The sequence below is a fragment of the Actibacterium sp. genome (genome assembly GCF_055134745.1).
Genome location: NZ_JBSRVX010000052.1, coordinates 50,116 through 74,607, shown reverse-complemented (window position 1 = coordinate 74,607; position 24,492 = coordinate 50,116). Strand labels below are relative to the sequence as shown.

The window sequence follows — 24,492 nt, the reverse complement described above, 5'->3', positions numbered from 1 at the left end:
GTTGATGCGACAACAGAATATATTATGCTCATTCCATTAATAGCAAATATGCATCAAAATGCTGCTGCAGTAAAATCTGCTTCTTTCGTTATGAATAATGGTGAATTACAACTCTTTGGGCTGTGTGCAGTTCAGGCGGATCTGGCCAGATCGCGCAGCACGTAATGCAGCACGCCGCCGTTTTCGACATATTCGATCTCGGGCGCGGTATCGATCCGGCATTTCAGCGTGATCGTCTTTGCCGTGCCATCGGCATAGGTGATGGTGCAGGGCACCTCGGCCAGCGGTTTCAGATCGCCCGCCAACCCGCTGATCGACACGGTTTCATCACCGGTCAGACCCAGCGATTTGCGATTGTCGCCGCCGGTAAATTCAAACGGGATCACGCCCATGCCAACCAGGTTCGACCGGTGGATGCGTTCAAAGCTTTCCGCGATCACCGCCTTGACGCCCAAGAGCGCCGTGCCCTTGGCCGCCCAGTCGCGCGACGATCCGGCACCGTATTCGATGCCGCCAAAGATCACCAGCGGCGTGCCCGCCGCCTGATAGGCCATCGAGGCGTCATAGATGCTGGTCTGCGCACCATCGGGGCCCTTGGTATAGCCGCCTTCGACACCTTCCAGCATCTCGTTCTTGATGCGGATATTGGCGAAAGTGCCGCGCATCATCACCTCGTGATTGCCGCGACGGCTGCCATAGCTGTTGAACTCGGACACCGGCACGCCGCGCTCGGTCAGGTATTTGCCGGCGGGGGTGGTCGCCTTGAACGACCCGGCGGGGCTGATGTGATCGGTGGTGATCATGTCGCCCAGCACCGCCAGAACGCGCGCGCCACTGATATCGGAAATCACGCCCGCGTCTTTCGACATGCCACGGAAATAGGGCGGGTTCTGGATATAGGTCGATTCCGGCGGCCAGTTATAGGTTTCGCTGTCCACGGTTTCGACCGCCTGCCATTTGGCATCGCCCTTGAACACATCGGCATATTTCTTCTGGAAGGCCGCGCGGGTGACGGTCTTTTCGACCAGATCGGCGATTTCCTTGTTCGTCGGCCACACATCTTTAAGGTAAACCGGCTTGCCATCCTTGCCCGTGCCCAAGGGTTCGTTGGTCAGGTCGATATTCATGTCGCCGGCCAGCGCATAGGCCACCACCAGCGGCGGGCTGGCCAGATAGTTGGCGCGCACGTCCGGGGAAATCCGGCCTTCAAAGTTGCGGTTGCCCGACAGGACCGACACCGCGATCAGGTCACTATCGGCGATCGCCTTGGAGATTTCGGGTTGCAGCGGGCCGGAATTGCCGATGCAGGTGGTGCAGCCATAACCGACCAGGTTGAAACCGATGGCGTCCAGATCCTCTTGCAGACCGGCGGCCTCCAGATATTCGCTGACGACCTGAGACCCCGGCGCAAGCGATGTTTTCACCCAAGGTTTGCGGTTCAGCCCCAGCGCCCGCGCCTTGCGCGCCACCAGACCGGCGCCGATCATGACATAGGGGTTCGAGGTGTTGGTGCAGGAGGTGATCGAGGCGATCACGACCGAGCCATCGCGTAGCTTGTAATCCTCACCCGCCACGGCGGCGGTCTTGTGAATCTCGACCGATTTGGTCGCCACGGGGCCTTCGTCGGCCATGTCCTTGGCATCGGCGGAAATGTCGATGCCGCGATATTCGGTCACGACCTTGATAAAGGAATCGGCGGACTGGGTCAGCGGCACATAGTCTTGCGGGCGTTTCGGGCCGGAAATGGCAGGCACGATCGTGCCCATGTCCAGATGCAGCGTCGAGGAATAGATCGGGTCGTAATCCGCGCCGCGCCACATGCCGTTTTCCTTGGCATAGGCCTCGACCAATGCAATGCGGTCCTCGTCCCGGCCGGTCATGTGCAGATAGCGCAGGGTTTCATTATCAATCGGGAAGAAACCGCAGGTCGCGCCATATTCGGGGGCCATGTTGGCAATGGTGGCACGGTCTGCCAGCGGCAGATGGTCCAGCCCGTCGCCGTAAAATTCGACGAATTTTCCGACCACGCCATGTTTGCGCAGCATCTGCACGACCTTCAGCACCAGATCGGTGGCGGTGGTGCCCTCAATCATCGCGCCGGTCAGCTTGAAGCCGACAACCTCGGGGATCAGCATGGATACGGGCTGGCCCAGCATCGCGGCCTCGGCCTCGATCCCGCCCACGCCCCAGCCCAGAACGGCCAGACCGTTCACCATGGTGGTGTGGCTGTCGGTGCCCACCAGCGTGTCGGGATAGGCGACGGTTTCGCCATTCTGGTCGGTATCGGTCCAGACGGTCTGCGCCAGATATTCCAGGTTCACCTGATGGCAGATACCGGTGCCCGGCGGCACGACGCGGAAATTGTTGAACGCGCCCTGACCCCATTTCAGGAACTGATAGCGTTCGATATTGCGTTCATATTCGCGGTCCACGTTCATCTGGAAGGCGCGCGGATTACCGAATTCATCAATCATCACCGAATGGTCAATGACCAGATCAACGGGGTTCAGCGGGTTGATCTGCTGGGCATTGCCACCCAGGCCCAGAATGCCGTCGCGCATCGCGGCCAGATCGACCACGGCCGGAACGCCGGTGAAATCCTGCATCAACACGCGGGCCGGACGATAGGCGATCTCGCGCGGGTTCTGGCCGCCCTTGTCGGCCCATTCCGCGAAGGCGCGGATATCGTCCACCGATACCGAAAAACCGCCATCCTCGAACCGCAGCATGTTTTCCAGAACCACCTTCAGCGCGGCGGGCAGGCGGGTGAAATCGCCAAGGCCGGCGGCCTGCGCGGCCGGGATCGAATAATAGGCGATGCTGGCCCCGCCGGCGGTCAGCGTGCGGCGGGTTTTGGCGGTGTCTTTTCCGACGGTAATGGGCATGGGTCAGGCTCCCTCAGAATGGATATGGAGGTTCAGGCTTACTATGCTCTTGCCCGATTGCGCGGCGGCGTTCAAGTGGTCTGCGGAAATTACTGTATACCATTGCACACATATGGGCATTTGCCACAAAAATTTCCCTTACACGCCGCTATCGCGAAACCTTGATTGGCAATGATGCCCCTGCTGGCTTAGGACGGAATGGGATGACGAAAAAGAAGGCATCAGGGGAATGGGTCGCATAATCTGCGCATTAGTGGCGTTTTGCCTGGCGCTGAGCGGGCCGGCGCGGGCCGATGACGCGCCGGTTGTCGTGGAACTGTATACATCGCAGGGGTGTTCGTCTTGCCCGCCTGCAGACCGTTTGATGAATGAACTGGCAGCGCGCGAAGATGTCATCGCGCTGGCGCTGCATGTCGATTACTGGGATTACATTGGCTGGAAGGACAGCTTTGCCAAACCCGAGTTTACCAAGCGCCAAAAGGGGTACGCCCATGTCGCGGGCAGCCGTTCGATCTATACGCCGCAAATGATCGTTGGCGGGCGTGACCATGTCATCGGCGTGCGCCCGATGCAACTGGCCGATCTGATCCAGGCGCAGCGCGAACAGGGCAATCGCGTGACGCTGCAGATCGTGCGCCAGGCGGGCAAGCTGATCGTGACCGCGCGGGCCGAACCGCCCCTTACACGCGGCGCGGTCCTGCAACTGGTGCGCTACCTTCCCCGCCAGACGGTCGATATCCAGCGTGGTGAAAATGCGGGGCGCACGATCGTCTATTCCAATATCGTGACCGACTGGGTGCCGGTGGCCCAGTGGGACGGCCAACAGCCGTTTTCCCAGACCTTCACGGTTGCTGATGACGCGCCGATGGTGGCAATCATGCAAGAACCCGGCCCCGGCCCCATTCTGGCGGCGGCACGGGTGAAATAACCGCGTTTGGGGTTACTCTTCCCGGCTGGCGCGTATCCGGGCCATGTATTCCTGCCGCGCCGGTTTCCAGCGGCGGTGAATCCAGAACCACTGATCCATATGGTCGCGCGTGATGGCTTCCAGGCTGTCGTTCAGGGCCTGTGTCATGGTCGCGGGGTCGCTGGCAGGGATCGGATTTTCCACAACGATGCGAAAGCTCAGCCCGTCGGGCTGACGCACGCCATAGATCGGGATCAGCAGCGCGTCATATTTCAGCGCCAGCTCCGCCGCCGAAAGGGCGGTGGGCGCAGGTTGACCGAAAAACGTCAATGGCGCGCCATGGCCCATGAACTGATCGACCAGAAAGCCGATCATGCCCCCATCCTTCAGATGTTTCAGCATCTGGCCATATCCGCGCCGCCCGCGCGGAAAAATCGGCTGGCCGATGGTGCGCATCGCATTTTCGTAATGGGCGTTGAAGAACTTGTTCTTCATCGGGTTATACAGCGCACCGATGTCAAAGCCGCGCCCGATCAGCGCGGCGCGCGGAGCATCGTAATTGCCGAAATGGCCTGTCACCAGAATGGCCGGCCTTCGGTGCAGGCGGGCCTGTTCCAGGGCCTGCACACCGGGGCCGGTCATTGGCAGGTCTCGCACCCGGTCGATGAACTGGCGGCCCGAATAGATCTCGATGATGGAACGGCCGAAATTGTCGGGCACCGCGCGGATCAGGCGGCGCACCTCGTCGCGGGGCAGGTCGGGCATCACATGCGCCAGATTGGCCCTGATCCGATCGTCAAATCCCGCCAGCGGGGCCACGATCCGCGCCACGATCCAGCCCATCAGCCGTACCCGCAGCCCATAGGGCAACACCAGCGCCAGCGCTATCAGCCCCCGCAGCACGGCGTTGGTGATCCAGTCTGTGGCAAGCTGTGCCGTGGTCGAAGCCATTGTTCTGCGCGCCTGATACCTAGGTCTTGCCCCGCGCGGCGGCACGGGTTTCCCGATGCCAGACATAAAGACCCGCCCCCGCAATCACAAGCATGCCCAGCAGGCTGTATCTGTCGGGAAATTCGTCAAAGAACAGGATCCCCCACAGAGTCGAGAAAATCAACGTGGTATAGATGAACGGGGCAACCTGCCCGGCCTCGGCCCGCATCAGGGCCGCAATCAGCGCCACCTGTCCGATCGTTCCCAACAGCCCCAGCACCGACAGCCAGGCAAAGGTTGTGATATCGGCACCTTGCCAGAAAAAGGGAACCAGCACGGTCAGCACCACCGACCCCACAAGGCCGGTGAACAGGATTGATGTCCACATGTCTTCGTCGCGCCCGACAAAACGCGTGGCAATCGTATAGCCGCTGTAACAGGCGGCGGCCCCGAGGGGCAGCAGGGCATAGGGAGAAAACACCCCCGATCCGGGGCGGATGATGATCAGCGCGCCGATCATCGCGATCACGATTCCCATGATGCGCCGCAGGCCCAGCCTTTCACCCAGAAACAGCGCAGCACCCAGCGTGATCAGGACAGGGTTCACATTTATGATCGCCGTGGCTTCGGCCAGCCCGATATGGCGCAGGCTGGTAAAGAAAAACGCCGTTGCGAACAGAACCAGGAAAGATCGCAATATCTGAAGCGGCAGATGCCGGGTTCGCAGGCTGGTGCGTAACCTGTGGCGCAGAATCACCAGAACGATGACCGTCTGCCCCAGATAGCGCGACCACAGGATCTGAACCGTGCTCAGATCCTGCGACAACCCCTTGGCCGAGGCATCCATCAACGAAAACGACAGAATCGACGCCAGCATCAATAGAATGCCCTGCTGCACAGGGCCGAGGGCGGCAAACCGGGTCACTTGGCAAAAGGGGAAAGCATGTCGCGCATATCCAACGCATAGGGTGGGGCAGGGGGCGCTGGCAAGCGAAAGTTGCAACATCAACTTGATCGGGCGCGCCGTGATCAGGCGGCCTGTTCATCCTCGACCGCCAGAACGATCGCGCCCGATTGAACCAGGTCGTTGATCGCCCCCACGACCCGGCCCATGGCCTCTTCGGCGATGCGTTCGGCAACCTCGCCGCGTTCGGCGATTTCCTCGCGCAGGGCATCAGCCATGCGGCGCGACAGGTTGGCCAGCAGGAATTCGCCCGCCGCATCCTGCCGCCCGACCGCCCCGGCCAGGGCAGTGACCATGACATCGGCCGGCACCGCCCGCGCCACCGCCGGAACGTCGCGCGCCTCCAGTCGTTGGGGGATATGGGCAAAGGTGAAGATGGTCTTTTCAACCTGCCCGGCAAATTCGGCATCGCCCTGTTGCAGACCCGATAACAGGGCATCGCGCGTTGCCGTTGGGGCCACGTTCAGGATGGCCCCCATCCGTTCAAAGGCGGGCTGGGCAAAGGCGGTTTCGGGCGTGTCCGACAACTGATCCGCCAGAACCCGCCCGATCCGCGTCACGAAGCGCGGCGCCACATGGCCGGTGCGCGATACTGCAAGGGCGATGCGGCGCGCCTGGTCGCCCGGCAGCAGCGCCAGAATTTCGGCAGCCCGCGCGTTCGGCAGTTTTGACAGGATCACCGCCGCCACCTCGGCGGTCTCTGCCGCGATCAGCGGCAACAGATCGTCGATTTCGGCCCCGGCAATGCGCGGCCAGGGATCGACCGGCTGGCTGGCGGCGCGTTTGGCGCGCAGGTCTTCAGCGGTTTCTTCGCTGATATGCCCATCCAGCAACGACAGCGCCCCGTCGATTCCGCCCGGAAAGACCATGCCGGCGCGTTCCAGTTCCGTCAGGAATTCACCCACGACAACCCGCAGCGTATCACCGTCGATATACCGCATGCCGCCCATTTCGGCCGTCAGGGCAGCCTGCAATTCGGCCGGCAGGCGTTCCAGCGGCAGTTGCGCACCACTGCCCAGCAGCAACCGCACGATGATGGCGGCCTTGCGCCGCTGGCTGGTGTGCACGGGCGTGGGGGCGGCAAGGCTGGCCTGTGTCACTGTGATACTCCTGTCCGTCGCTGCGGGCAGGATGTATCCAGACGGGTTAACAGCGGCTTAGCGCCGCCGTTTCTAATAGCTATATCCCTTGCCTGTGGAAATCGCGCGGGCAAGCGCGGTCTCGGCCCAGGTTCCGGCCCCGCCGCGCGCCTGGATTTCGACAAGCTGTTCTTGTGCTGCGCGCAGATCGCCCCGTTCGGCGAATCCCTGCCCCATATAAGAGCGTGCCAGAATATTGCCCGGGTTGCGCTGCAGCGCCTGTCTGTAAAAGCCGTCAGCCTGTGCCTGATGCCCCTGCTTGCGGTTGATGAACCCCATATAGGTCATCACCCTGTCATCGGTCGGATCAGACATGGCCGCAAGAACCTGCAGCGCATCGTCATACTGTCCGGCATAGGCAAATTCGCGCACCGCGCCATAAAGGGTGTCGTCATCCAGTTGACCATTCCTGGGATCGACACAGGCCTTGGTCTTTTCATCCCAGACCTGGCCCTTCGTGCAGGTCTGGGTGGTTGCGGTGGGTTTTGGCGGGGCGGTGGTATCGCTGCCCACGGCAAGCGCGATGCCGGGAACCAGCATTGCGGCAAGAAAAACAAAGCGAAACATGATCTGCGACCTTCGATAGCGTCAGCCTGATCGCACTATGCCACAACGGCATGCCGCCGGGTGACGCATCGCTGTCACTTTCGCGCGATCACGGGCGTCAGCTGGATACCTGATCGACGCAGCTTCGCGTCGCGCTGTCCCATGTCTGGCCAGTCGGGCATGTCTTCTGACATTCCGTTGCAAAGGCGAAGGCCGGCGACAGCGACAGCAGCGCCGCCGTCCAGAGCGTTTTGAGTGTCATTCCACACCTCCGGGGGTCTACCGCGCATAGCCTAGCACAGGCGCGGCGATTCCCGGAACGACAGGATGAACAGCAGGGGCCCGGTTTCAGCTTTCGCCGAAAACCCGGGCGAAAATCGTATCCACATGCTTGGTGTGATAGCCGATATCGAACTTGTCCTCGATCTCGGCTTGGGTCAGGGCGGCGGTCACCTCGGGGTCGGCCAGCAGTTCGGTCTTGAAATCCGCGCCCTCTTCCCAGACCTTCATCGCGTTGCGCTGCACCAGCCGATAGGCATCCTCGCGGCTGACACCGGCCTGGGTCAGGGCCAGCAGCACGCGCTGCGACATGACCAGACCACGGAATTTGTTCATATTGGCCAGCATGTTGTCGGGATAGATCACCAGCTTGTCGATCACCCCCGTCAGCCGGTTCAGCGCGAAATCGAGCGTGATGGTCGCATCCGGCCCGATGCCGCGTTCGACCGAGGAATGGCTGATGTCGCGTTCATGCCAAAGGGCGACGTTTTCCATCGCCGGGATCACCGCCATGCGCACCAGCCGCGCCAGGCCGGTCAGGTTTTCGGTCAGCACCGGGTTGCGTTTATGCGGCATGGCCGAACTGCCTTTTTGCCCGGCGCTGAAGAATTCCTCGGCCTCCAGCACCTCGGTGCGCTGCATGTGGCGTATCTCGATGGCGATATTCTCGATGCTGCTGGCCACCACGCCCAGGGCGGCAAAGAACGCGGCATGGCGATCACGCGGAATCACCTGCGTGCTGATCGGTTCGGGGATCAGGCCCAGTTGCTTGCAGACATGATCCTCGACCGCCGGGTCGATATTGGCAAAGGTGCCGACAGCCCCCGAAATCGCACCGGTGGCGACCTCGAACCGGGCCTTTTCCAGCCGGTTCCGGTTGCGGGTCATTTCCGCGTAAAAGCGGGCAAAGGTCAGCCCCATCGTGGTCGGTTCAGCATGGATGCCGTGGCTGCGCCCGATGCGCACGGTATCCTTGTGTTCAAAGGCGCGCCGTTTCAGCGCGGCCAGAAGCGCATCCATATCGGCCAGCAGGATATCGGTGGCGCGCACAAGCTGGACATTGAAACAGGTATCCAGCACATCGGAACTGGTCATGCCCTGATGCACGAAGCGGGCCTGATCCGAACCGATATGTTCGGCCAGATGGGTCAGAAAGGCGATGACATCGTGCTTGGTCACGGCCTCGATCGCGTCAATGCGGGCGACGTCGAATTCAACGTCTTTGGCTTTCCACACCGCGTCGGCATTCTCGCGCGGGATCACGCCCAGATCGGCCAGCGCGTCGCAGGCATGGGCCTCGATCTCGTACCAGATGCGGAACTTGGTCTCGGGCGACCAGATGGCAACCATTTCGGGGCGGGAATAGCGGGGGATCATGGGCAGACCTTGTTGTTTGTCGGGCTTGGGCGGTTCATAAACTGCGGCGCGCGGGGCGGCAAGGCAAAGGGGCGGTTATGCGAAAGCTGACAGATTTCGAAGGGACGTGGCAATTTTCGCGTCAGATCGACGATCGCCTGACCGGCCATCAGGCCCGCGCCGAAGGCCGCGTGATATTCGCCCCCGATACGGCGGGCCTGCGCCATGACGAACAAGGGGTGCTGTATCTGCCGGGGCAGGGGCCGATCGCCACCACGCGCCGCTATCTGTGGCGCGACGGGCCGGCGGGGATCGAAACCTTTTTCGATGACGGGCGTCCCTTTCATGTGATCGGGGCGGTGGCCACGCCGCTGGCCGACCATCCCTGCGGCGAAGATCATTATCATGTGCAATATGATTTCGGCGGCTGGCCGCAATGGCAATCTGTTTGGCGTGTGCGCGGGCCGCGAAAGGATTATTTGATGGAAACCATCTATCTGCCTGCGACAACTGCGACAAGTTGACCTTGCGTGCCTGTCACAGTTCGGGCAAAACCGTTGCAAAGTATCACAAACGGAGACAGACCAATGGCGCTTGCCCTGACTGATAAAGTTCTTGCCGAAAAATTCTGGCCTGCCGAGGGTGCGGCCCTGCGGTTCAAGCAGGCGGTTCTGGTCGTTGCCGGCATTGCCCTGCTGACCGTGTTCGCCCAGATCAAGGTTATGGTTCCGCCGTCGCCGGTTGCGATCAACATGGGGACCTTCGCAGTTCTGACCATCGGTGCGGCTTATGGTGCCCGCCTGGGTCTTGTCACTATCCTGGGCTATATGCTGATAGGCGCGCTGGGCTTTGACGTTTTCCAAAGCTCGACCGCCGAACTGAACGGCGTCAGCTACATGATGGGTTCGACCGGCGGCTATTTGGCTGGTTACGTATTGGCGGTCGTGGCGCTGGGCTGGCTGGCCCGTCGCGGCTGGGATCGTTCTGTCGTTCTGATGGCGCTGGCGCTGCTGATCGGTAACGTTCTATTGTACGTGCCGGGTTTGGTGTGGCTGTCGCACTGGATCGAAATCACCGGCAAGCTGAACACCGCCACCTATGGTTCGCTGTCCTCGCAGACGCTGGCTTGGGGCCTGACCCCGTTCCTGATCGGCGATGCGATGAAGCTGGCGCTGGCCGCATTGATCGTGCCGGGTCTGTGGAAACTGGTCGGCCGCGCGCGCGGCTGAGCCAAAGCCCCGATATGCAAGAAAGGCGCGGCATCTGCCGCGCCTTTTTTCATGCCTGCCGCGCATATGCGCAGAAATCCGGGATCAATCCGCCAGACGGGTCTTCACTCTGGACGAACGTTCCAGCGTCTGGTGCACCGGGCATTTATCCGCAATCTCCAGCAGGCGCGCGCGCTGCGCATCGTCCAGCGCGCCCTCCAGAACGATCACCCTTTCAAAGTGATCGACCTTGGCGCCGGACCCTTCGGCGGCATCTTCGGCATGCAGCTTGTCATGGGTCACATCAACCCGGACATGATCCAGCGGCCAACCCTTGCGCCGCGCATACATGCGGATCGTCATCGCGGTGCAGGCGCCCAGGCCCGCCGCCAGGAACCCGTAAGGCGACATGCCGCGATTGGTGCCGCCAAAGGCTTCGGGTTCATCGGCCAGCGCGTGATGCCATGGGCCGTTCTGAACATCCTGCAGGAATCCATCCGGATCGGCCTCTGACACGCGGATAACGCCCTCGGGCGCGCCGGGTGGGGATGGCGGGGCCTTCATCGGGACATAGCGCCCGGCCCAGGCGGCGATGACCTCGGCGGCATATTCGGCGTCGGCGGCATCGGATACAAGATGGTCGGCATCATCCAGCGTGACAAAGCTTTTGGGATGCCTGGCGGCCTTGAAGATGCGCGCGGCATTGTCGATGCCGACGATTTCGTCGCGCGGCGCATGCATGACCAACAGCGCCCGGTGCAGATCGGCGATCGCGGGGGCCAGCGATTCTTCGGTGATATCGGCGATGAATCCGTCACCCAGTTCAAACTTCCGCCCCCCCACCGATACCATGCGCGCGCCATCGCCGCCGGGGGCCGGGATGCCCAGATGGCGCAAAACATGCGCCGGTGAAAACGGCGCGGCCAGTGTCACAACCGCGCGGGCGCTGTCGATGGATGCGGCGGCCTTCAGCACCGCCGCCCCGCCCAGCGAATGCCCGATCAACAGCGCGGGCGCCATGCCGCGCCCGGCCAGATAATCGGCCGCCGCGACCAGATCGGCCACATTGGTGCTGAAATTCGTGTTGCCGAATTCACCGCCCGAATGCCCCAACCCGGTGAAATCGAACCGCAGCACCGCGATTCCCATCGCCGCCAGCCGCGCCGCGATCCGCCGGGCGGCGTGGATATCCTTGCCGCAGGTGAAACAATGCGCAAACAGCGCCGTGGCCAGATGCGGGCCTTCGGGCAGATCCAGCCGCGCCGCCAGATCGGCCCCGGAATGACCGGGAAAGGTGATTTTCTGCATCGGCATGGTGATTTCCCCTCTGCGGTTCACTGGGCGGCAGTTTGATCGGCCCAAACCCCTGTCGCAACCCGAAATCCGGTGGCATAACGCGGGGGCAAGGCCGCATTCAGACCGGCGCGGCGCTGCACACGGCAAGGGATTCTGGTTTGCGCCTTTTCTTCATGGTTTTTTGCGGGGCGGTCTTTCTGGCCCTTGTCGCCAGCTTTCTGGGGGTGGTGCATCCCGCAGGCGATATGCTGGCGGTGTTCCGGCTGCCGCTGGCCGGGCTGGCGGCGCTGTGTTGCCTGCGCTTGCCGCGTCGGCTGGCGCTGGTGGGAATGGCCGTGGCGATGGTGTCGGTCGTGCCGGTGGCCTGGGCGGTCAGCGGGCCGGCGCCGGTTCAGGCAGGCCGCTATGTTCTGTATCAAAAGAACATGTTCGCCCGTCCTGCCGACCGGCGCGCCTTTGTCGCCGATGTAATCGCGCAGGCCCCCGATTTCCTGACCCTGCAAGAGGTCAGCCCAAAGAACGCCCATGTTCTGCCCGCACTGGCCGGGGTGCTGCCGACCCAGCATTTCTGCCCCGGCATGCCCAATGGCGAGGTTGCCGTGGCCAGCCGCTTTCCGGCGGTTCCCGGCACCGGCTTGTGTGCCGAGCGTCTGGCCGGAATGCAGCTTGAAACCCCTGAAGGGCCGGTCTGGCTGGTGTCGATCCACCTGCGCTGGCCCTTTCCGCATAACCAGGCCGATCAGGTGGCACATCTGTTGCCGCTGCTGGAAGGGTTGCAGGGCAAGGTGGTGATCGCGGGCGATTTCAACATGGTGCCATGGACGCATGTCCTGCATGCGGTGGCGCAGGCAACCCGCACACGGCGCGCCGGCCCCGCACGCGCCAGTTTTGATATCGAGGGGCTGCCCGTATTGCCGATCGACCATGTGCTGTCGCCGGGCGGGGGCAGGGTGGCGCTGCGCCCCAAATTCGGGTCCGATCATCGCGGGTTGCTGGCGCGTATCGCGCTGTAACCCCGGAAACGGAAAAGACCCCGGCGAACCGGGGCCTCTTCAGGGCTGCATCTGCTGTTCAAACCAGAAGCGAGAGGACCTGCCCGAATTCCGCCGATGTCACGCCGACCCCGATACCCGTCAGTGCCATGGCGCGCGCCGTGACCTTCAGGTTTTCGCCGCGCAACACGGTATATACCAACAGCGCAAAGCCCACCGGGAAAGACAGAACCATGATCGTTATGGTCATGACATAGACCGACAGCTGTTCCATCAGGCCGATCTTCTCGGGGGGCTGGCTGCGGATCTCGTCCTTGGTTTCGATCAGATCGCCGGCAAAGATCGTCTGGCGGGCGCGCCGCAGGCGGGCCTCGTCGCGGGCCAGGTCGGAATGATCCTCGCGCGCGCGCTGGTCCTCTTCGATGCTGTTGTTGACGACACGGGCAAAGTTCTGATCCAGGCGGTCATGTGTCTGCGAAACTTCCATATGCACCGCAGCGAAGGGCCGCGCGGGTTCGGCGAACCCCATCTTGGGGCGGGCCACCGGGCGTGTCGCATTGCGTTCGGGGCGTCGGGGGATTGCACCGCCATCGCCGGTGATGACCGGGTTTTCAAATTCATCGGCGGTGAACAGCGTGTCGCTGTGATGCCAATGCACCAGGCTGGCTTCGTAATGGCGCAGCAGATGGCGCACCACGTGATAGCAGGCCGCCACGCGGATACGTTCGGGGGTGCTGCGGCCGGGGCCTTCCTCGACCGATACGATGACCGAACGGCTGACCTGCTCGACCAGGGCGTCGATGACCGCGCCGCCAACCTTTTGCTTGCCCGGCCGTTTCACGCTGCGCAACATGTCCGGGGCGAATTCGCTGGGGCCATAGCCGACCCGCACGATCATCCGTTCGCTGATGAACAGGGCATGGCTGCCCGGCGCAACAGCGGTTTCATCGAACTCCAAAGCAATATTGCGAAACGGTCGCTGCAACTCGTTAATCAGTTCAACAAAGTCGAGACCAACGGGGCCATCGAACAGGATCGTTGCTTTCGTACTGCCTTTAAGATCGGACATTCTCTTGTCTCCGTGGGATATTCTGCCTGCGCGTCACATCGGTTCTTTCAAGCAGACCATCCCATCAGAATGGGGAGACAGTAGGGCCATTTTAAATTTTATTCTCCACATCTTGGCCACAAAGCGACGGTTGTTGCCACAAATGCAAATGGGGCACCCTGCGATGCCCCATTGTTTCCGGATTTCGCTGCGGATCGCACTCCCGTCAGCCGATCGGCGCGCCGTCCTCGCGCCAGACCGCGATCACGGCCGAACGCGGCTTGCCAGTGCCGTCGGGCCAGGCACCGCCGGGGTGCTGGATGCCGACAAAGGCGACCTTGCCATCGGGCGTCCAGGTCAGGCCGGTCACTTCGGCCCCTTTGGGCGCGGTCAGGAACCGGGCGATTTCGCCGGTTTCGGGATTGCCGACCAGCATCTGGTTGTTGCCCTGGCCTGCGAAATCACCCTCGTTGCTGTCCTCGCCATCGGTCTGGATCCACAGCATCCCGTCTGACGAAAACGCCATGCCGTCGGGCGAATTGAACATGTTGCCCTCGGTGATGTTGTCCGAACCGCCATAGGCGTTGTCATAGACCGTGGGGTTACCCGCCATGACATAGAGATCCCATTCAAAGCGGTCCGCGCCGTGATCGCCGCCCATGGGACGCCAGCGCACGATCTGGCCGTATTCATTGGTCGGGCGCGGGTTGGCCGCGTTCACCGGCATCTTGTCATCGCCCCGCTTGGAGTTGTTGGTCAGGGCGCAATAGGCCTCGGGCTTGCCGGGATGGGCGGCGATCCATTCCGGGCGGTCCATCGTGGTGGCGCCCACCTTGCTGCCGGCCAGACGCGCGAAGACCAGGATATCCTCGATCGGCATGCCGGTGGTTTCGGGGGTCAGGGCCAGCCATTCGCCGGTCATGTCGTCATTGAACCGCGCGACATAAAGCGTGCCTTCGGACAAAAGCCCCGCCGTCGCGCCGCCGGGCGCATAGATGCCGTTCGACACGAAGCGATAGATGAACTCGCCGCGTTCATCATCGCCCATATAGACCACGACGCGGCCGTCGGCGGCCTGAACCATTTCGGCGTTTTCATGCTTGAACCGGCCAAGCGCGGTATGTTTGACCGGCGTGCTTTGCGGATCGGTCGGGTCGATCTCGGTCACCCAGCCATGGCGGTTGGGTTCGTTCGGTTCCTTTGACAGATCGAAACGGGCGTCGAATTTCTCATAGGCATAGCGGCCTTCGCCCCCGATACCATAGCGGATGAAACCTTCGGTTTCCTCAAAGGCGCCGGTTGCGCCGAAATAGCCGTTGAAATTTTCCTCGCAGGTCAGATAGGTGCCCCACAGCGTCTTGCCCGAACCGCAATTGTTCATCGTGCCCCGGGGGCTCATGCCGTCGGGATCGGCGTTGGTTTTGACAAGGGCTGACCCGGCGGCGGGGCCGTCCATCGTCATCGGCGTGTCATGGGTGATCCGGCGGTTATAGGGGCTGTCGAGAACCACATCATAGGCGGTTTCGCCCGGCGCGATCTCCAGCACCGTGACGCCCTGCATGTTCTTGAGCAGCGTCACCTCATCGGCGTTCTGCGGCATCCCGTCCGAGACGGCGGGCAGATTGATCTTGGGGTTCACATATTCCGAATTGATGGCCAGCAGAATATGGCCGTCATGTTCAAAGGTTTCCATCCCGTCGGTGTTTTCGCCGAACACCTTGTCGGACATCGCCACCGGCACGCCTGTTTCGGGCGAATAGGCGTCCTTGGCCTGGGAAAACAGCGGATCGCCCCAGCGCACCAGCGTCTTCCAGCGATAGCCTGCGGGAACATGGACATCGGCATCGGTGGCGATGCCGATGGGGTCGAACTTGAAGCCGGCGGTCTGCGCCTGCGCGCGCGCCGTCGCACCGATCAGGCCGGTGCCGAATACCGCCGCGCCCGATCCAAAGGCCAGCGCGCCGCCCAGAAAGCCGCGCCGCGAAATCGCGCGTTCGACAACCCTGTCAAAATCGTTTTCGGCCGGGCGCGGCTGACGATGTTCGTCGAACGCGTCCCAGGAAAGGTCGGCAAGAGATCTGTTGTCCATTCGAGGATTCCCTAGCTGCTGAAATTGTCACGCTGCCGTGGGCCGGCATCCGTGGCTTCAGGGTCTAGCCTGTCCTCTTGTCATGCGTATGACAGTTGTCGCCGATCCATGCCAGCGCCGCGCATCCGGCAAAAAAAGGGGCGCCCGAAAGCGCCCCTTCCTGTCTCGAACTCACCCGCCGATCAGCAGCTGTAATACATCTTGTATTCAACCGGGTGCGGTGTGTGCTCGTATTCATAGACCTCGTCCCATTTCAGGGCCATGTAACCCTCGATCTGGTCCTTGGTGAACACATCGCCCGCCAGCAGGAAGTCGTGATCCTTTTCCAGCTCTTCCATCGCTTCGCGCAAGCTGCCGCAAACGGTCGGAACGCCGGCCAGTTCCTCGGGCGGCAGGTCATACAGGTTCTTGTCCATGGCCTCGCCCGGGTCGATCTTGTTCTTGATCCCGTCCAGACCAGCCATCAGCAGGGCCGCAAAGGCCAGATAGGGGTTGGCGGCGGGATCGGGGAAGCGGGCCTCGACGCGCTTGGCCTTGGGGTTCTCCGTCCACGGAATGCGCACACAGCCCGACCGGTTGCTGGCCGAATAGGCGCGCAGAACCGGGGCCTCGAAGCCCGGGATCAGCCGCTTGTAGCTGTTGGTCGACGGGTTGGTGAACGCGTTCAGCGCCTTGGCATGTTTCAGGATGCCGCCGATGTAATACAGCGCCTCTTGCGACAGGTCGGCATATTTGTCACCGGCAAACAGCGGCTTGCCGTCTTTCCAGATCGACATGTTCACATGCATGCCCGACCCGTTGTCGCCCTTCATGGGCTTGGGCATGAAGGTCACGGTCTTGCCGTAAGAAGCGGCAACGTTGTGGATGACATATTTGTATTTCTGCACATTGTCGGCCTGTGCGGTCAATGAGCTGAAGATCATGCCCAACTCGTGCTGACAGGTCGCCACTTCGTGGTGGTGCTTGTCGACCTTGATCCCCATACGTTTCATGGTCGACAGCATTTCGCCGCGGATATCCTGGGCCTCGTCGACCGGGTTCACCGGAAAATAGCCGCCCTTGTAATAGGCGCGATGCCCCATATTGCCGGTCTCGAACTCGGTATCGGTGTTCCAGGCCGCCGCTTCCGCATCGATCTGATAGGAAACCTTGTTGGGGGCAACCTGATAACGCACATCGTCGAACAGGAAGAACTCGGCCTCGGGCCCCCAATAGGATGCATCGCCAATGCCCGACGATTTCAGATAGGCCTCGGCCTTCATCGCGGTGCCGCGCGGATCGCGGGCATAGGCCTCGCCGGTATCGGGCTCGACGACCGAACAATGAATGCACAGCGTCTTTTCGGCATAGAAGGGGTCAAGATAGGCGCTGTCCGCATCGGGCATCAGCTTCATGTCCGAGGCTTCGATCGACTTCCAGCCGGCAATGGATGATCCGTCGAACATGAACCCGTCGTCCAGAAAATCCTCGTCGACCAGATCCGCCATCACGGTCACGTGCTGCAGCCTGCCGCGCGGATCGGTGAAGCGGATATCGACATATTCGATACCCTCGTCCGCAATAGTCTTAAGAACCGAGTCCTTGCTCATATGACCTTTTCCCTTCTCTGAGCTGATCTTGAAATGCCAGGCCGGACGGCCCGGCGGATGTTACAATGCGTCGTCGCCGGCTTCGCCGGTCCGGATGCGGATCGCCTGTTCGACAGGCGATACAAAGATCTTGCCATCGCCGATCTTGTCGGTCTTGGCCGCGGCGATGATCGCCTCGATCGCCCCATCGACCTGATCATCGGGCAACACGACCTCGATTTTCACCTTGGGCAGAAAGTCGACGACATATTCCGCGCCGCGATACAGTTCCGTATGGCCCTTCTGGCGGCCAAAGCCCTTGACCTCGATGACGGACAGGCCTTGAACGCCGATATCCTGCAGCGCTTCTTTGACCTCGTCCAGTTTGAAGGGCTTTATGATCGCCTCAATCTTTTTCACGGGTGTCGACTCCCTGGTTGGTGCTGTTTTGAAAGGTTTCAGATCACTTTCGCTCAGCAGTCACAATTGGCTATGCTTACCGCATCGGAATGGTTTGGGGGATTCCCGGCCGCCAGCCCGAATTTTGTGCGATATGATATTATTTTGGGCAAACTGCAAATTGTAAAGGCAGGTTATGATCGAATTGCTGACATCTGCACAAATGCGCACGCTCGAAAATGCCGCCATCTCCAGCGGGCAGGTGGCCGGGCTGGCCCTTATGGAACGCGCCGGGCAGGGCGTGGTGCAGGCGATTTTCGCGCAATGGCCCGACCTGGCCGCCGCGCCCTTTCGCGCTGTGGTGCTGTGCGGGCCGGGCAATAATGGCGGCGACGGCTTCGTCGTGGCGCGCCTGCTGCGCGAATGGGGCTGCGAGGTCGAGGTCTGCCTTTACGGCGATCCGGGCAAGCTGCCCCCCGATGCGCGGGCCAATCATGATCGCTGGGCGGCGATGGGCCGGGTCTGGCAAAGCGGTCCCAATATCACGCACCAGGACGAGACTGACCTGGATGAGGGGTTCTATGCCTCCGATCTGACGCAGGTCGTTGTCATCGATGCCCTCTTCGGTGTGGGTCTGTCGAGGCCCATGGAGGATGTGGGAAACCTGATCGCGCATCTCGAAACCGAGAGGCGCAGGAATGAATTCAACCTGACAGTCCGCATTGTGGCGGTTGATATCCCAAGCGGGCTTTGCGCAGACAGCGGTCGCATTTTACTGGACCCACAGACAGGGGCCTGGGACGGGGCCGTTCTGACGGCGGATATGACAGTGACCTTTCACACCGCCAAACCCGGCCATTTCCTGGCCGATGGCCCGGGGGTCTGCGGAAGGCTTGTGGTTCACGATATCGGTCTGGGCTTCTCTTCGCGCCAAATATCCCCGCCGGAGGCATCCGGCGCCGATCCCGCGCACCTGACACTGGTTCAGGCCCCCGGCCCTTGGCTGGCCAAGGCCCCGGGGCATCACAAATATGCCCATGGCCATGCGCTGGTCCTGTCCGGCGGGCCGGGGCGGGGGGGTGCGGCCCGTCTGGCCGCGCGCGGGGCGCTGCGCATCGGGGCGGGGCTGGTGACGTTGGGCTGCCCGACGGACGCGCTGACCGAAAGCGCCGCCCGGCTGGATGCGGTGATGCTGCGCCCCGTCGCCGGTGCCGATGCGCTGACAGACCTGTTGCAGGATGATCGGATCACAGCGCTGTGCCTTGGCCCCGGGCTGGGAACCGGCCCGCGCGAGGCGGCCCTGGTTGCGGCGGCGCTGGCGGACAAATCCGGGCGATGCGTGCTCCTTGACGCCGATGCCCTGACACTCCTGTCGCGCGCGCCGGATCTGTTCGCGGCAGTGCATGACCGTTGCGTTCTGACCCCCCATGCCGGGGAATTCGCGCGGCTGTTCCCCGACATCGCCGCAAGGCTGGCCGAACCCGCAACCAGCGGCCCGGCCTGGTCCAGGGTGGATGCAACACGCGCGGCGGCCGCGCGGGCGGGCTGCACTATATTATACAAGGGGCCCGATACGGTGATCGCCGCCCCCGATGGGCGTTGCGCCGTGAATTCCGCCCGGTATGACCGCGCCGCGCCCTGGCTGGCCACGGCCGGATCGGGCGATGTGCTGGCCGGGTTCATCACCGGATTGCTGGCACGCGGATATCACCCGATGCAGGCCGCTGAAACCGCCGCCTGGCTGCATGTGGAGTGTGCACTGAAATTCGGCCCCGGCCTGATCGCCGAGGATCTGCCAGAAATCCTGCCGCAAGTCTTCCGCGATCTGGGCCTGTGATGCGGTGCCGGTGGCGGCGCGGGGCTGGCGATCAGACTGTCGCCGTCACCCGCACTGCCGCGGCCAGTTCCAACCCATCGGCATAAAAAATCGCTGGTGCGCCAAATGCCAGCGTAAAAATCCGCAGCCCCGTGATATCGCGGGCCTGGGCCACATATGCGCCATCGGCCAGTCGTTCGATCGGCACCAGTGCCTGATCCTGTCCATACAGTGCCCGCGCGCGCCAGTCTCGGATCAGAACCCGTTGCCCCGGTGCCATCAGAACCGCCCCGTCGGGTCGGTCATGCCCCAGCGCGCCGGGCGCGATGCGGTAAGGGTGCCCTGCCAGCATCCGCGCCGATACCGAATGCAATTCGCGCGCCCCGGCACGGGTTATCACCCGGTCGCCGGGTGACAGAAATTCGACCGGCAGCGCGCCATCCATGGTCAGAACGATGCTGCCCGCGGCGATGCCGCCTGCAAGAATATCGTCATCAGGGCCTGCCTGATGGTTCATCGGGTGTGGCATGGGTGAACCTGCTCGTTACCTGCCATTATGTTTTGACCCACAATATGGCAAAAATGCGTTAACCGCGAGGGGTTTCTGCAATGCTTTTTCCTCTCGCATCCGGCCCCGGGCTTTGTTAGAAGGGCGCGAATTTCAGGGGCGGTCCCGAAGCTGGGGCTGCCCCGGTGGTTTTTGCGGGTGTGGCGAAATTGGTAGACGCACCAGATTTAGGTTCTGGCGCCTCACGGCGTGGGGGTTCAAGTCCCTCCACCCGCACCAAGGATGAACAAGAAGGACGATGAAATGCAGGTGAGCGAAACCCTGAACGAGGGTCTGAAGCGTGGCTATCAGATCACCGTTGCGGCGTCAGACCTTGACGCCAAGGTGAATGAAAAGCTGGTCGAAGCCCAGCCCGAGATCGAAATGAAGGGCTTTCGCAAGGGCAAGGTGCCCATGGCGCTGCTGAAAAAGCAGTTCGGCCCGCGCCTGTTGGGCGAAGCGATGCAGGAAACCATCGACGATGCGATGGCCAGGCATTTCGAAGCGACCGGCGATCGCCCCGCCATGCAGCCCGAGGTCAAGATGACCAATCAGGACTGGAAGGAAGGCGATGACGTGGTCGTGGACATGACCTATGAAGCGCTGCCCGAAATTCCCGAACTGGATATGAAGGGCGTGGTGCTGGAGCGCCTGGTGGTCAAGGCCGCCGACTCTGATATCGACGAAGCCCTGCAAAGCCTGGCCAAATCGTCCCAGACCTTTGCCGACCGCGATGCCGGGGCGGCCGCCGAAAACGGCGATCAGGTTGTGATTGATTTTCTGGGCAAGATCGACGGCGAAGCCTTCGACGGCGGCGCGGCCGATGATTACCCGCTGATCCTGGGATCGAACAGCTTTATTCCCGGCTTCGAGGAACAGCTGGTCGGCGTCAAGGCGGGCGATGCCGTGGATGTAAAGGTTGCCTTTCCGGCCGATTACGGCGCAGAGAACCTTGCCGGCAAGGATGCCGTGTTCGAATGCAAGATCAAGGCCGTCAAGGCCCCGCAGGCCGCTGAAATCAACGACGAGCTGGCCAAGCAATACGGGGCCGACGATCTGGCCGCGCTGAAGGCCCAGGTCGCCGAACGCATGGAAGGCGAATATACCGGCGCCGCGCGCCAGATCATGAAGCGCGCCCTGCTGGATGCGCTGGACACCCGCGTCAGCTTTGATCTGCCGCCCAGCCTGGTCGAGGCCGAGGCCAAGCAGATCGCCCATCAGCTGTGGCACGAGGAACATCCCGAGGTGCACGACCACAACCACGGCGAAACCGAGGTGACGGACGAACACACCAAGCTGGCAGAACGCCGCGTGCGTCTGGGCCTGCTGCTGGCCGAACTGGGCCGCAAGGCCGAGATCGAAGTGACCGATGCCGAACTGACCCAGGCGCTGATGAACCAGGCCCGCCAATATCCGGGCCAGGAACGCCAGTTCTTTGAATTCGTCCAGCAGAACCCGCAGATGCAGCAGCAACTGCGCGCCCCGCTGTTTGAAGACAAGGTGGTGGATTACCTGTTCGAACTGGCGGAAATCGCCGACAAGAATGCCAGCAAGGACGATCTGCAAACGGCGATCGACGCGCTGAACGAAGACTGAACAGCGATACCGCCGGGATAACCCGGCCAGATATCCGATCCGGCCTGCCAGCCTAGCTGCGCAGGCCGGTTTCTTTCAGAAGGCCCAGGCGCTTGGCTTCGTAATAATAGCCGCGCGCATACCAGCCCACCGCCGCATCGCGGTCGCCCCGCGCCACGATCCAGGCCCCGCGCAGGTATTTCACGCCATATTGCAGGTTGATATCGGCCTGCAGCAATTCCTCGGGCGGGCCGCGATGGCCCATCGTGCGTGCGGTCTGCGGCAGGATCTGCATCAGCCCGTAATAGGGGCCGTTGCGGGCGCCGGGGCGGTGGCTGCTCTCGCGCAGGATCACCCGCTGCACCAGATCGACCGGCACGTCATACCGGCGTGCCCAATATTCGATCCGCGCCCGCAGTTGCGGGGTTTCGTTGGGATAGAGGCCACGATGCGCCCGCCCGGCATCCATTTCGTCGCGGGTCGCGCAGGCCGATACCGCGCCAAGCGCGATCAGGCCAAGGGCATGGCGGCGGGTCAGGGGCTGGGGCATCGCTGTCTCCGGTCTGGGGCGGAACATGGCTAGCGGTTTTGCCGCCAGAATGAAAGGGCGCCGGGCAATGAAAAGGGCCGCACCCGATGGATGCGGCCCCCTGAACGTCGCGGCTGTGGCGCCGCTTATTCTTCGTCGCGGGCCGGTTCGGCGCGGTTGTCGTCGTCATCGGAGGCGGCAGAGCCGATATCCTCGAACAGTTCCGCGATCTCGAATTCGGCTTCGGCTTCGGCCTCGGCGGCCAGTTCCTGGATGGACTTGCCGGCGGCCTGCAGTTCTGCTTCTTCAGCCGAACGCGCGACGTTGAGCGTGATTGTCACGTCAACCTCGGGATGCAGCACGACCGATACCTTGTGCAGGCCCAGTTCCTTGATCGGGCCGGTCAGAACGATCTGGCGGCGATCGACGGCGAAACCACCTGCGGTTGCCGCATCGGATACGTCGCGCGGCGTGACCGAACCGTAAAGCGACCCGCCGTCAGAGGCAGAGCGAATCACGACGAATTGCTGGCCGTCCAGTTTTTCGGCCAGCGCCGCGGCTTCGCGCCTGGTTTCCAGGTTGCGGGCTTCCAGCTGCGACTTCTCGGTTTGGAAGCGGGCGATATTGTCCTGGCTTGCGCGCAGGGCCTTGCCCTGGGGCAGCAGGAAGTTGCGGGCATAACCGTCCTTGACGGAAACCACTTCGCCCATCTGGCCAAGCTTGGCCACGCGTTCCAGAAGGATAACTTGCATGTCAGTCTCTCCTTATTTCACGGCATAGGGCAGCAGCGCCAGAAAGCGGGCGCGCTTGATGGCGCGGGCCAGCTCGCGCTGCTTCTTGGCCGATACGGCGGTGATGCGGGACGGCACGATCTTGCCGCGCTCGGATATATAGCGCTGCAGGGTGCGTGTATCTTTATAGTCGATCGCAGGGGCGTTATCACCCGAGAAGGGGCAGACCTTGCGGCGACGGAAAAACGGTTTGGTAGCCATGAGTTACAATCCTTTCCTGAGCCAGGGTTTCAGCGACGTTCGCGGCGTTCGCCACGATCCGGGCGGTCGCCGCGATCCCCGCGGTCACCACGTTCGTCACGTTTCTGCATCTGGACCGACGGACCATCTTCATGGGCATCGACCTTGATGGTCAGCACGCGCATCACATCATCATGCAGGCGCATCAGACGTTCCATTTCCTGAACGGCGGCGGCCGGTGCATCGGTTTTCAGAAAGGCGTAATGGCCCTTGCGGTTCTTGTTGATCTTGTAGGCCATCGTCTTGACGCCCCAATATTCGCTTTCAACGACGTTTCCGCCATTTTCAGCCAATACCGTGGAAAACTGTTCGACAAGGCCTTCGGCCTGCGTGTTGGAAAGATCCTGACGCGCAATAAAGACATGCTCATACAGCGGCATGTGAACTCCAGTCTGTTCGGGTGCACTTCATAGAGCGGGTCAATCCTTCCGCCCCGCTCACGAGAGGCTGCACCGGTTTCGCAAAGTCGCGGAAGGACGCGCCCTTATACACAATCACACGGGCGGGGCAAGGCTTGCATGGTTGCGCCGTTATGCAACCTTTGGGCGAATAAAGACCGCGACATTGCCCCCAAAAGGGACGCTCGCAGTCCCAATCTGGACATGATTGGCCGCCAGTATCGCCTTTGGGCCGGGGTGGATCGACGATACACGTTTGGGAGACCGCGCCATGCAGACGCAAGCGGCGACGAAGATTGACAGCGTGACGAGTGCGGGGAATTCCCCATGGGTAAGTATTTGTGAAACCACCTGGGGCTATATCATCAGCTCTGACACGCAACTGGCCAACCGTGCCGTCCTGATCGAACAGGTCTCTGCCCTGTCCGGTCTGACATTGCTTGTCACTGCGCTGGCCAGCTGGCTGTTTCCCGGATTCGGGGGGGAAATGACATCGGGCACATCGGCCCGCGTAGCCGCCTTTTTCGGGCTGGCGATTCCCGCCTTGCTGTTCCTGTGGATTTCAGAACGCGGCATGACCCATGAAGTGCAGGTCGATGTGGTCAAAAGCTGCCTGCGCCTGACGGTGTGCAACCGCAAGGGCAAATGCCGGGTGCTGCGCCAGATGCCTTTTGACAAGATCGCCAGCGCCTATATCAAGCGTGGCCAGAACGTGGGCGATGCGGCGCAACTATATGTGCGCCTGGCGGGCGACAATACCGCCCTGCATATCGCCAGCGGCCGCGAGGTAACATTGCGGGTGCTGCATGAACGCCTGTCACGTGAATTGCGACCGATGCCAACCCAGATGGAAGGATGGGAGCGCGTCGGCCGCCGGCTGCAACCCGCCGGCCATCCGGCCTGACCTGACCATATCATCATACATGACAGCCCGGGCCGGTCGGTCCGGGCTTTTGCGTTGTGCAAATGGTGGCGGGGCCGGTGATCCGC

24 protein-coding genes and 1 tRNA gene are annotated in these 24,492 nt (G+C 62.1%); 8 read left to right on the top strand and 17 right to left on the bottom strand.

Annotated features, from left to right (window positions below; all coding sequences use genetic code 11):
• Positions 1–131 precede the first annotated feature (131 nt).
• On the bottom strand, positions 132–2,885 hold the full coding sequence (gene acnA / locus ACTCHC_RS11240) for an aconitate hydratase AcnA (RefSeq protein WP_463022580.1): 2,754 nt from the start codon (positions 2,883–2,885) through the stop codon (positions 132–134).
• Between the two features lie 253 nt (positions 2,886–3,138).
• Here acnA and ACTCHC_RS11235 point away from each other — a divergent pair, with 253 nt between their 5' ends.
• Positions 3,139–3,813: a DUF1223 domain-containing protein gene (locus ACTCHC_RS11235; protein WP_463022579.1), complete on the top strand. Its 675-nt coding sequence runs from the start codon at positions 3,139–3,141 to the stop codon at positions 3,811–3,813.
• 12 nt (positions 3,814–3,825) lie between these two features.
• Here ACTCHC_RS11235 and ACTCHC_RS11230 read toward each other — a convergent pair whose 3' ends face one another.
• The 6 genes from ACTCHC_RS11230 to purB all read right to left on the bottom strand — a co-directional run bounded on the left by ACTCHC_RS11230 (position 3,826) and on the right by purB (position 9,027).
• A complete protein-coding gene (locus ACTCHC_RS11230) occupies positions 3,826–4,743 on the bottom strand; it encodes a lysophospholipid acyltransferase family protein (RefSeq protein ID WP_463022578.1) in 918 nt (305 codons plus the stop codon).
• 19 nt (positions 4,744–4,762) lie between these two features.
• Entirely contained in the window at positions 4,763–5,620 is an 858-nt protein-coding gene (locus ACTCHC_RS11225; RefSeq protein ID WP_463022587.1) for a DMT family transporter, read from the bottom strand.
• A gap of 131 nt (positions 5,621–5,751) precedes the next feature.
• Complete coding sequence (locus ACTCHC_RS11220) at positions 5,752–6,786, bottom strand: FliG C-terminal domain-containing protein (protein ID WP_463022577.1); 1,035 nt, start codon at positions 6,784–6,786, stop codon at positions 5,752–5,754.
• A 72-nt stretch (positions 6,787–6,858) separates the two neighbouring features.
• Complete coding sequence (locus ACTCHC_RS11215; protein ID WP_463022576.1) at positions 6,859–7,392, bottom strand: tetratricopeptide repeat protein; 534 nt, start codon at positions 7,390–7,392, stop codon at positions 6,859–6,861.
• Positions 7,393–7,489: 97 nt separating this feature from the next.
• A complete protein-coding gene (locus tag ACTCHC_RS11210) occupies positions 7,490–7,633 on the bottom strand; it encodes a hypothetical protein (protein WP_463022575.1) in 144 nt (47 codons plus the stop codon).
• Positions 7,634–7,719: 86 nt separating this feature from the next.
• Positions 7,720–9,027, bottom strand: a complete 1,308-nt coding sequence (gene purB, locus ACTCHC_RS11205) for an adenylosuccinate lyase (RefSeq protein WP_463022574.1) — start codon at positions 9,025–9,027, stop codon at positions 7,720–7,722.
• Positions 9,028–9,104: 77 nt separating this feature from the next.
• Here purB and ACTCHC_RS11200 point away from each other — a divergent pair, with 77 nt between their 5' ends.
• Together ACTCHC_RS11200 and ACTCHC_RS11195 are read left to right on the top strand one after the other, a co-directional pair.
• A complete protein-coding gene (locus ACTCHC_RS11200; protein ID WP_463022573.1) occupies positions 9,105–9,530 on the top strand; it encodes a DUF6314 family protein in 426 nt (141 codons plus the stop codon).
• Positions 9,531–9,593: 63 nt separating this feature from the next.
• The gene (locus tag ACTCHC_RS11195) at positions 9,594–10,235 is read left to right on the top strand and encodes a biotin transporter BioY (RefSeq protein ID WP_463022572.1); all 642 of its coding nucleotides are present in this window, start codon (positions 9,594–9,596) and stop codon (positions 10,233–10,235) included.
• 84 nt (positions 10,236–10,319) lie between these two features.
• Here the strand turns inward: ACTCHC_RS11195 and ACTCHC_RS11190 are convergent, their stop codons facing one another.
• Positions 10,320–11,528, bottom strand: a complete 1,209-nt coding sequence (locus ACTCHC_RS11190) for a bifunctional alpha/beta hydrolase/OsmC family protein (protein WP_463022571.1) — start codon at positions 11,526–11,528, stop codon at positions 10,320–10,322.
• Between the two features lie 140 nt (positions 11,529–11,668).
• On the opposite strand from ACTCHC_RS11190, the gene ACTCHC_RS11185 reads away from it, so the two are divergent.
• Entirely contained in the window at positions 11,669–12,523 is an 855-nt protein-coding gene (locus ACTCHC_RS11185; RefSeq protein ID WP_463022570.1) for an endonuclease/exonuclease/phosphatase family protein, read from the top strand.
• Between the two features lie 58 nt (positions 12,524–12,581).
• On the opposite strand, the gene ACTCHC_RS11180 is transcribed toward ACTCHC_RS11185, so the two are convergent.
• The 4 genes from ACTCHC_RS11180 to ACTCHC_RS11165 form a co-directional block, all read right to left on the bottom strand.
• Positions 12,582–13,571, bottom strand: a complete 990-nt coding sequence (locus tag ACTCHC_RS11180; RefSeq protein ID WP_463022569.1) for a hypothetical protein — start codon at positions 13,569–13,571, stop codon at positions 12,582–12,584.
• 205 nt (positions 13,572–13,776) lie between these two features.
• Positions 13,777–15,639: a PhoX family protein gene (locus ACTCHC_RS11175; protein WP_463022568.1), complete on the bottom strand. Its 1,863-nt coding sequence runs from the start codon at positions 15,637–15,639 to the stop codon at positions 13,777–13,779.
• A 182-nt stretch (positions 15,640–15,821) separates the two neighbouring features.
• Positions 15,822–17,228 (bottom strand): type I glutamate--ammonia ligase, encoded by a 1,407-nt coding sequence (gene glnA, locus ACTCHC_RS11170; RefSeq protein WP_463022567.1) that lies wholly within the window; start codon positions 17,226–17,228, stop codon positions 15,822–15,824.
• A gap of 60 nt (positions 17,229–17,288) precedes the next feature.
• Positions 17,289–17,627 carry a P-II family nitrogen regulator gene (locus ACTCHC_RS11165; protein ID WP_463022566.1) on the bottom strand — a complete coding sequence of 113 codons (339 nt, stop codon included), beginning with the start codon at positions 17,625–17,627 and terminating at the stop codon, positions 17,289–17,291.
• Between the two features lie 175 nt (positions 17,628–17,802).
• Here ACTCHC_RS11165 and ACTCHC_RS11160 point away from each other — a divergent pair, with 175 nt between their 5' ends.
• Complete coding sequence (locus ACTCHC_RS11160; protein ID WP_463022565.1) at positions 17,803–19,443, top strand: NAD(P)H-hydrate dehydratase; 1,641 nt, start codon at positions 17,803–17,805, stop codon at positions 19,441–19,443.
• Between the two features lie 31 nt (positions 19,444–19,474).
• On the opposite strand, the gene ACTCHC_RS11155 is transcribed toward ACTCHC_RS11160, so the two are convergent.
• On the bottom strand, positions 19,475–19,951 hold the full coding sequence (locus ACTCHC_RS11155; protein WP_463022564.1) for a Hint domain-containing protein: 477 nt from the start codon (positions 19,949–19,951) through the stop codon (positions 19,475–19,477).
• A 173-nt stretch (positions 19,952–20,124) separates the two neighbouring features.
• Between ACTCHC_RS11155 and ACTCHC_RS11150 the strand changes: the two genes are divergently transcribed.
• Positions 20,125–20,209, top strand: a tRNA-Leu gene (locus tag ACTCHC_RS11150).
• A 24-nt stretch (positions 20,210–20,233) separates the two neighbouring features.
• Complete coding sequence (gene tig / locus ACTCHC_RS11145; RefSeq protein ID WP_463022586.1) at positions 20,234–21,565, top strand: trigger factor; 1,332 nt, start codon at positions 20,234–20,236, stop codon at positions 21,563–21,565.
• 52 nt (positions 21,566–21,617) lie between these two features.
• Here tig and ACTCHC_RS11140 read toward each other — a convergent pair whose 3' ends face one another.
• The 4 genes from ACTCHC_RS11140 to rpsF form a co-directional block, all read right to left on the bottom strand.
• Positions 21,618–22,094 carry a transglycosylase SLT domain-containing protein gene (locus tag ACTCHC_RS11140; protein ID WP_463022563.1) on the bottom strand — a complete coding sequence of 159 codons (477 nt, stop codon included), beginning with the start codon at positions 22,092–22,094 and terminating at the stop codon, positions 21,618–21,620.
• A gap of 125 nt (positions 22,095–22,219) precedes the next feature.
• The gene (gene rplI, locus ACTCHC_RS11135) at positions 22,220–22,825 is read right to left on the bottom strand and encodes a 50S ribosomal protein L9 (RefSeq protein WP_463022562.1); all 606 of its coding nucleotides are present in this window, start codon (positions 22,823–22,825) and stop codon (positions 22,220–22,222) included.
• A gap of 12 nt (positions 22,826–22,837) precedes the next feature.
• Positions 22,838–23,065 (bottom strand): 30S ribosomal protein S18, encoded by a 228-nt coding sequence (gene rpsR, locus ACTCHC_RS11130; RefSeq protein ID WP_463022561.1) that lies wholly within the window; start codon positions 23,063–23,065, stop codon positions 22,838–22,840.
• A gap of 29 nt (positions 23,066–23,094) precedes the next feature.
• Positions 23,095–23,484 carry a 30S ribosomal protein S6 gene (rpsF, locus tag ACTCHC_RS11125; RefSeq protein ID WP_463022560.1) on the bottom strand — a complete coding sequence of 130 codons (390 nt, stop codon included), beginning with the start codon at positions 23,482–23,484 and terminating at the stop codon, positions 23,095–23,097.
• Between the two features lie 289 nt (positions 23,485–23,773).
• On the opposite strand from rpsF, the gene ACTCHC_RS11120 reads away from it, so the two are divergent.
• Positions 23,774–24,406: a hypothetical protein gene (locus tag ACTCHC_RS11120; RefSeq protein ID WP_463022559.1), complete on the top strand. Its 633-nt coding sequence runs from the start codon at positions 23,774–23,776 to the stop codon at positions 24,404–24,406.
• Positions 24,407–24,492: the final 86 nt, after the last annotated feature.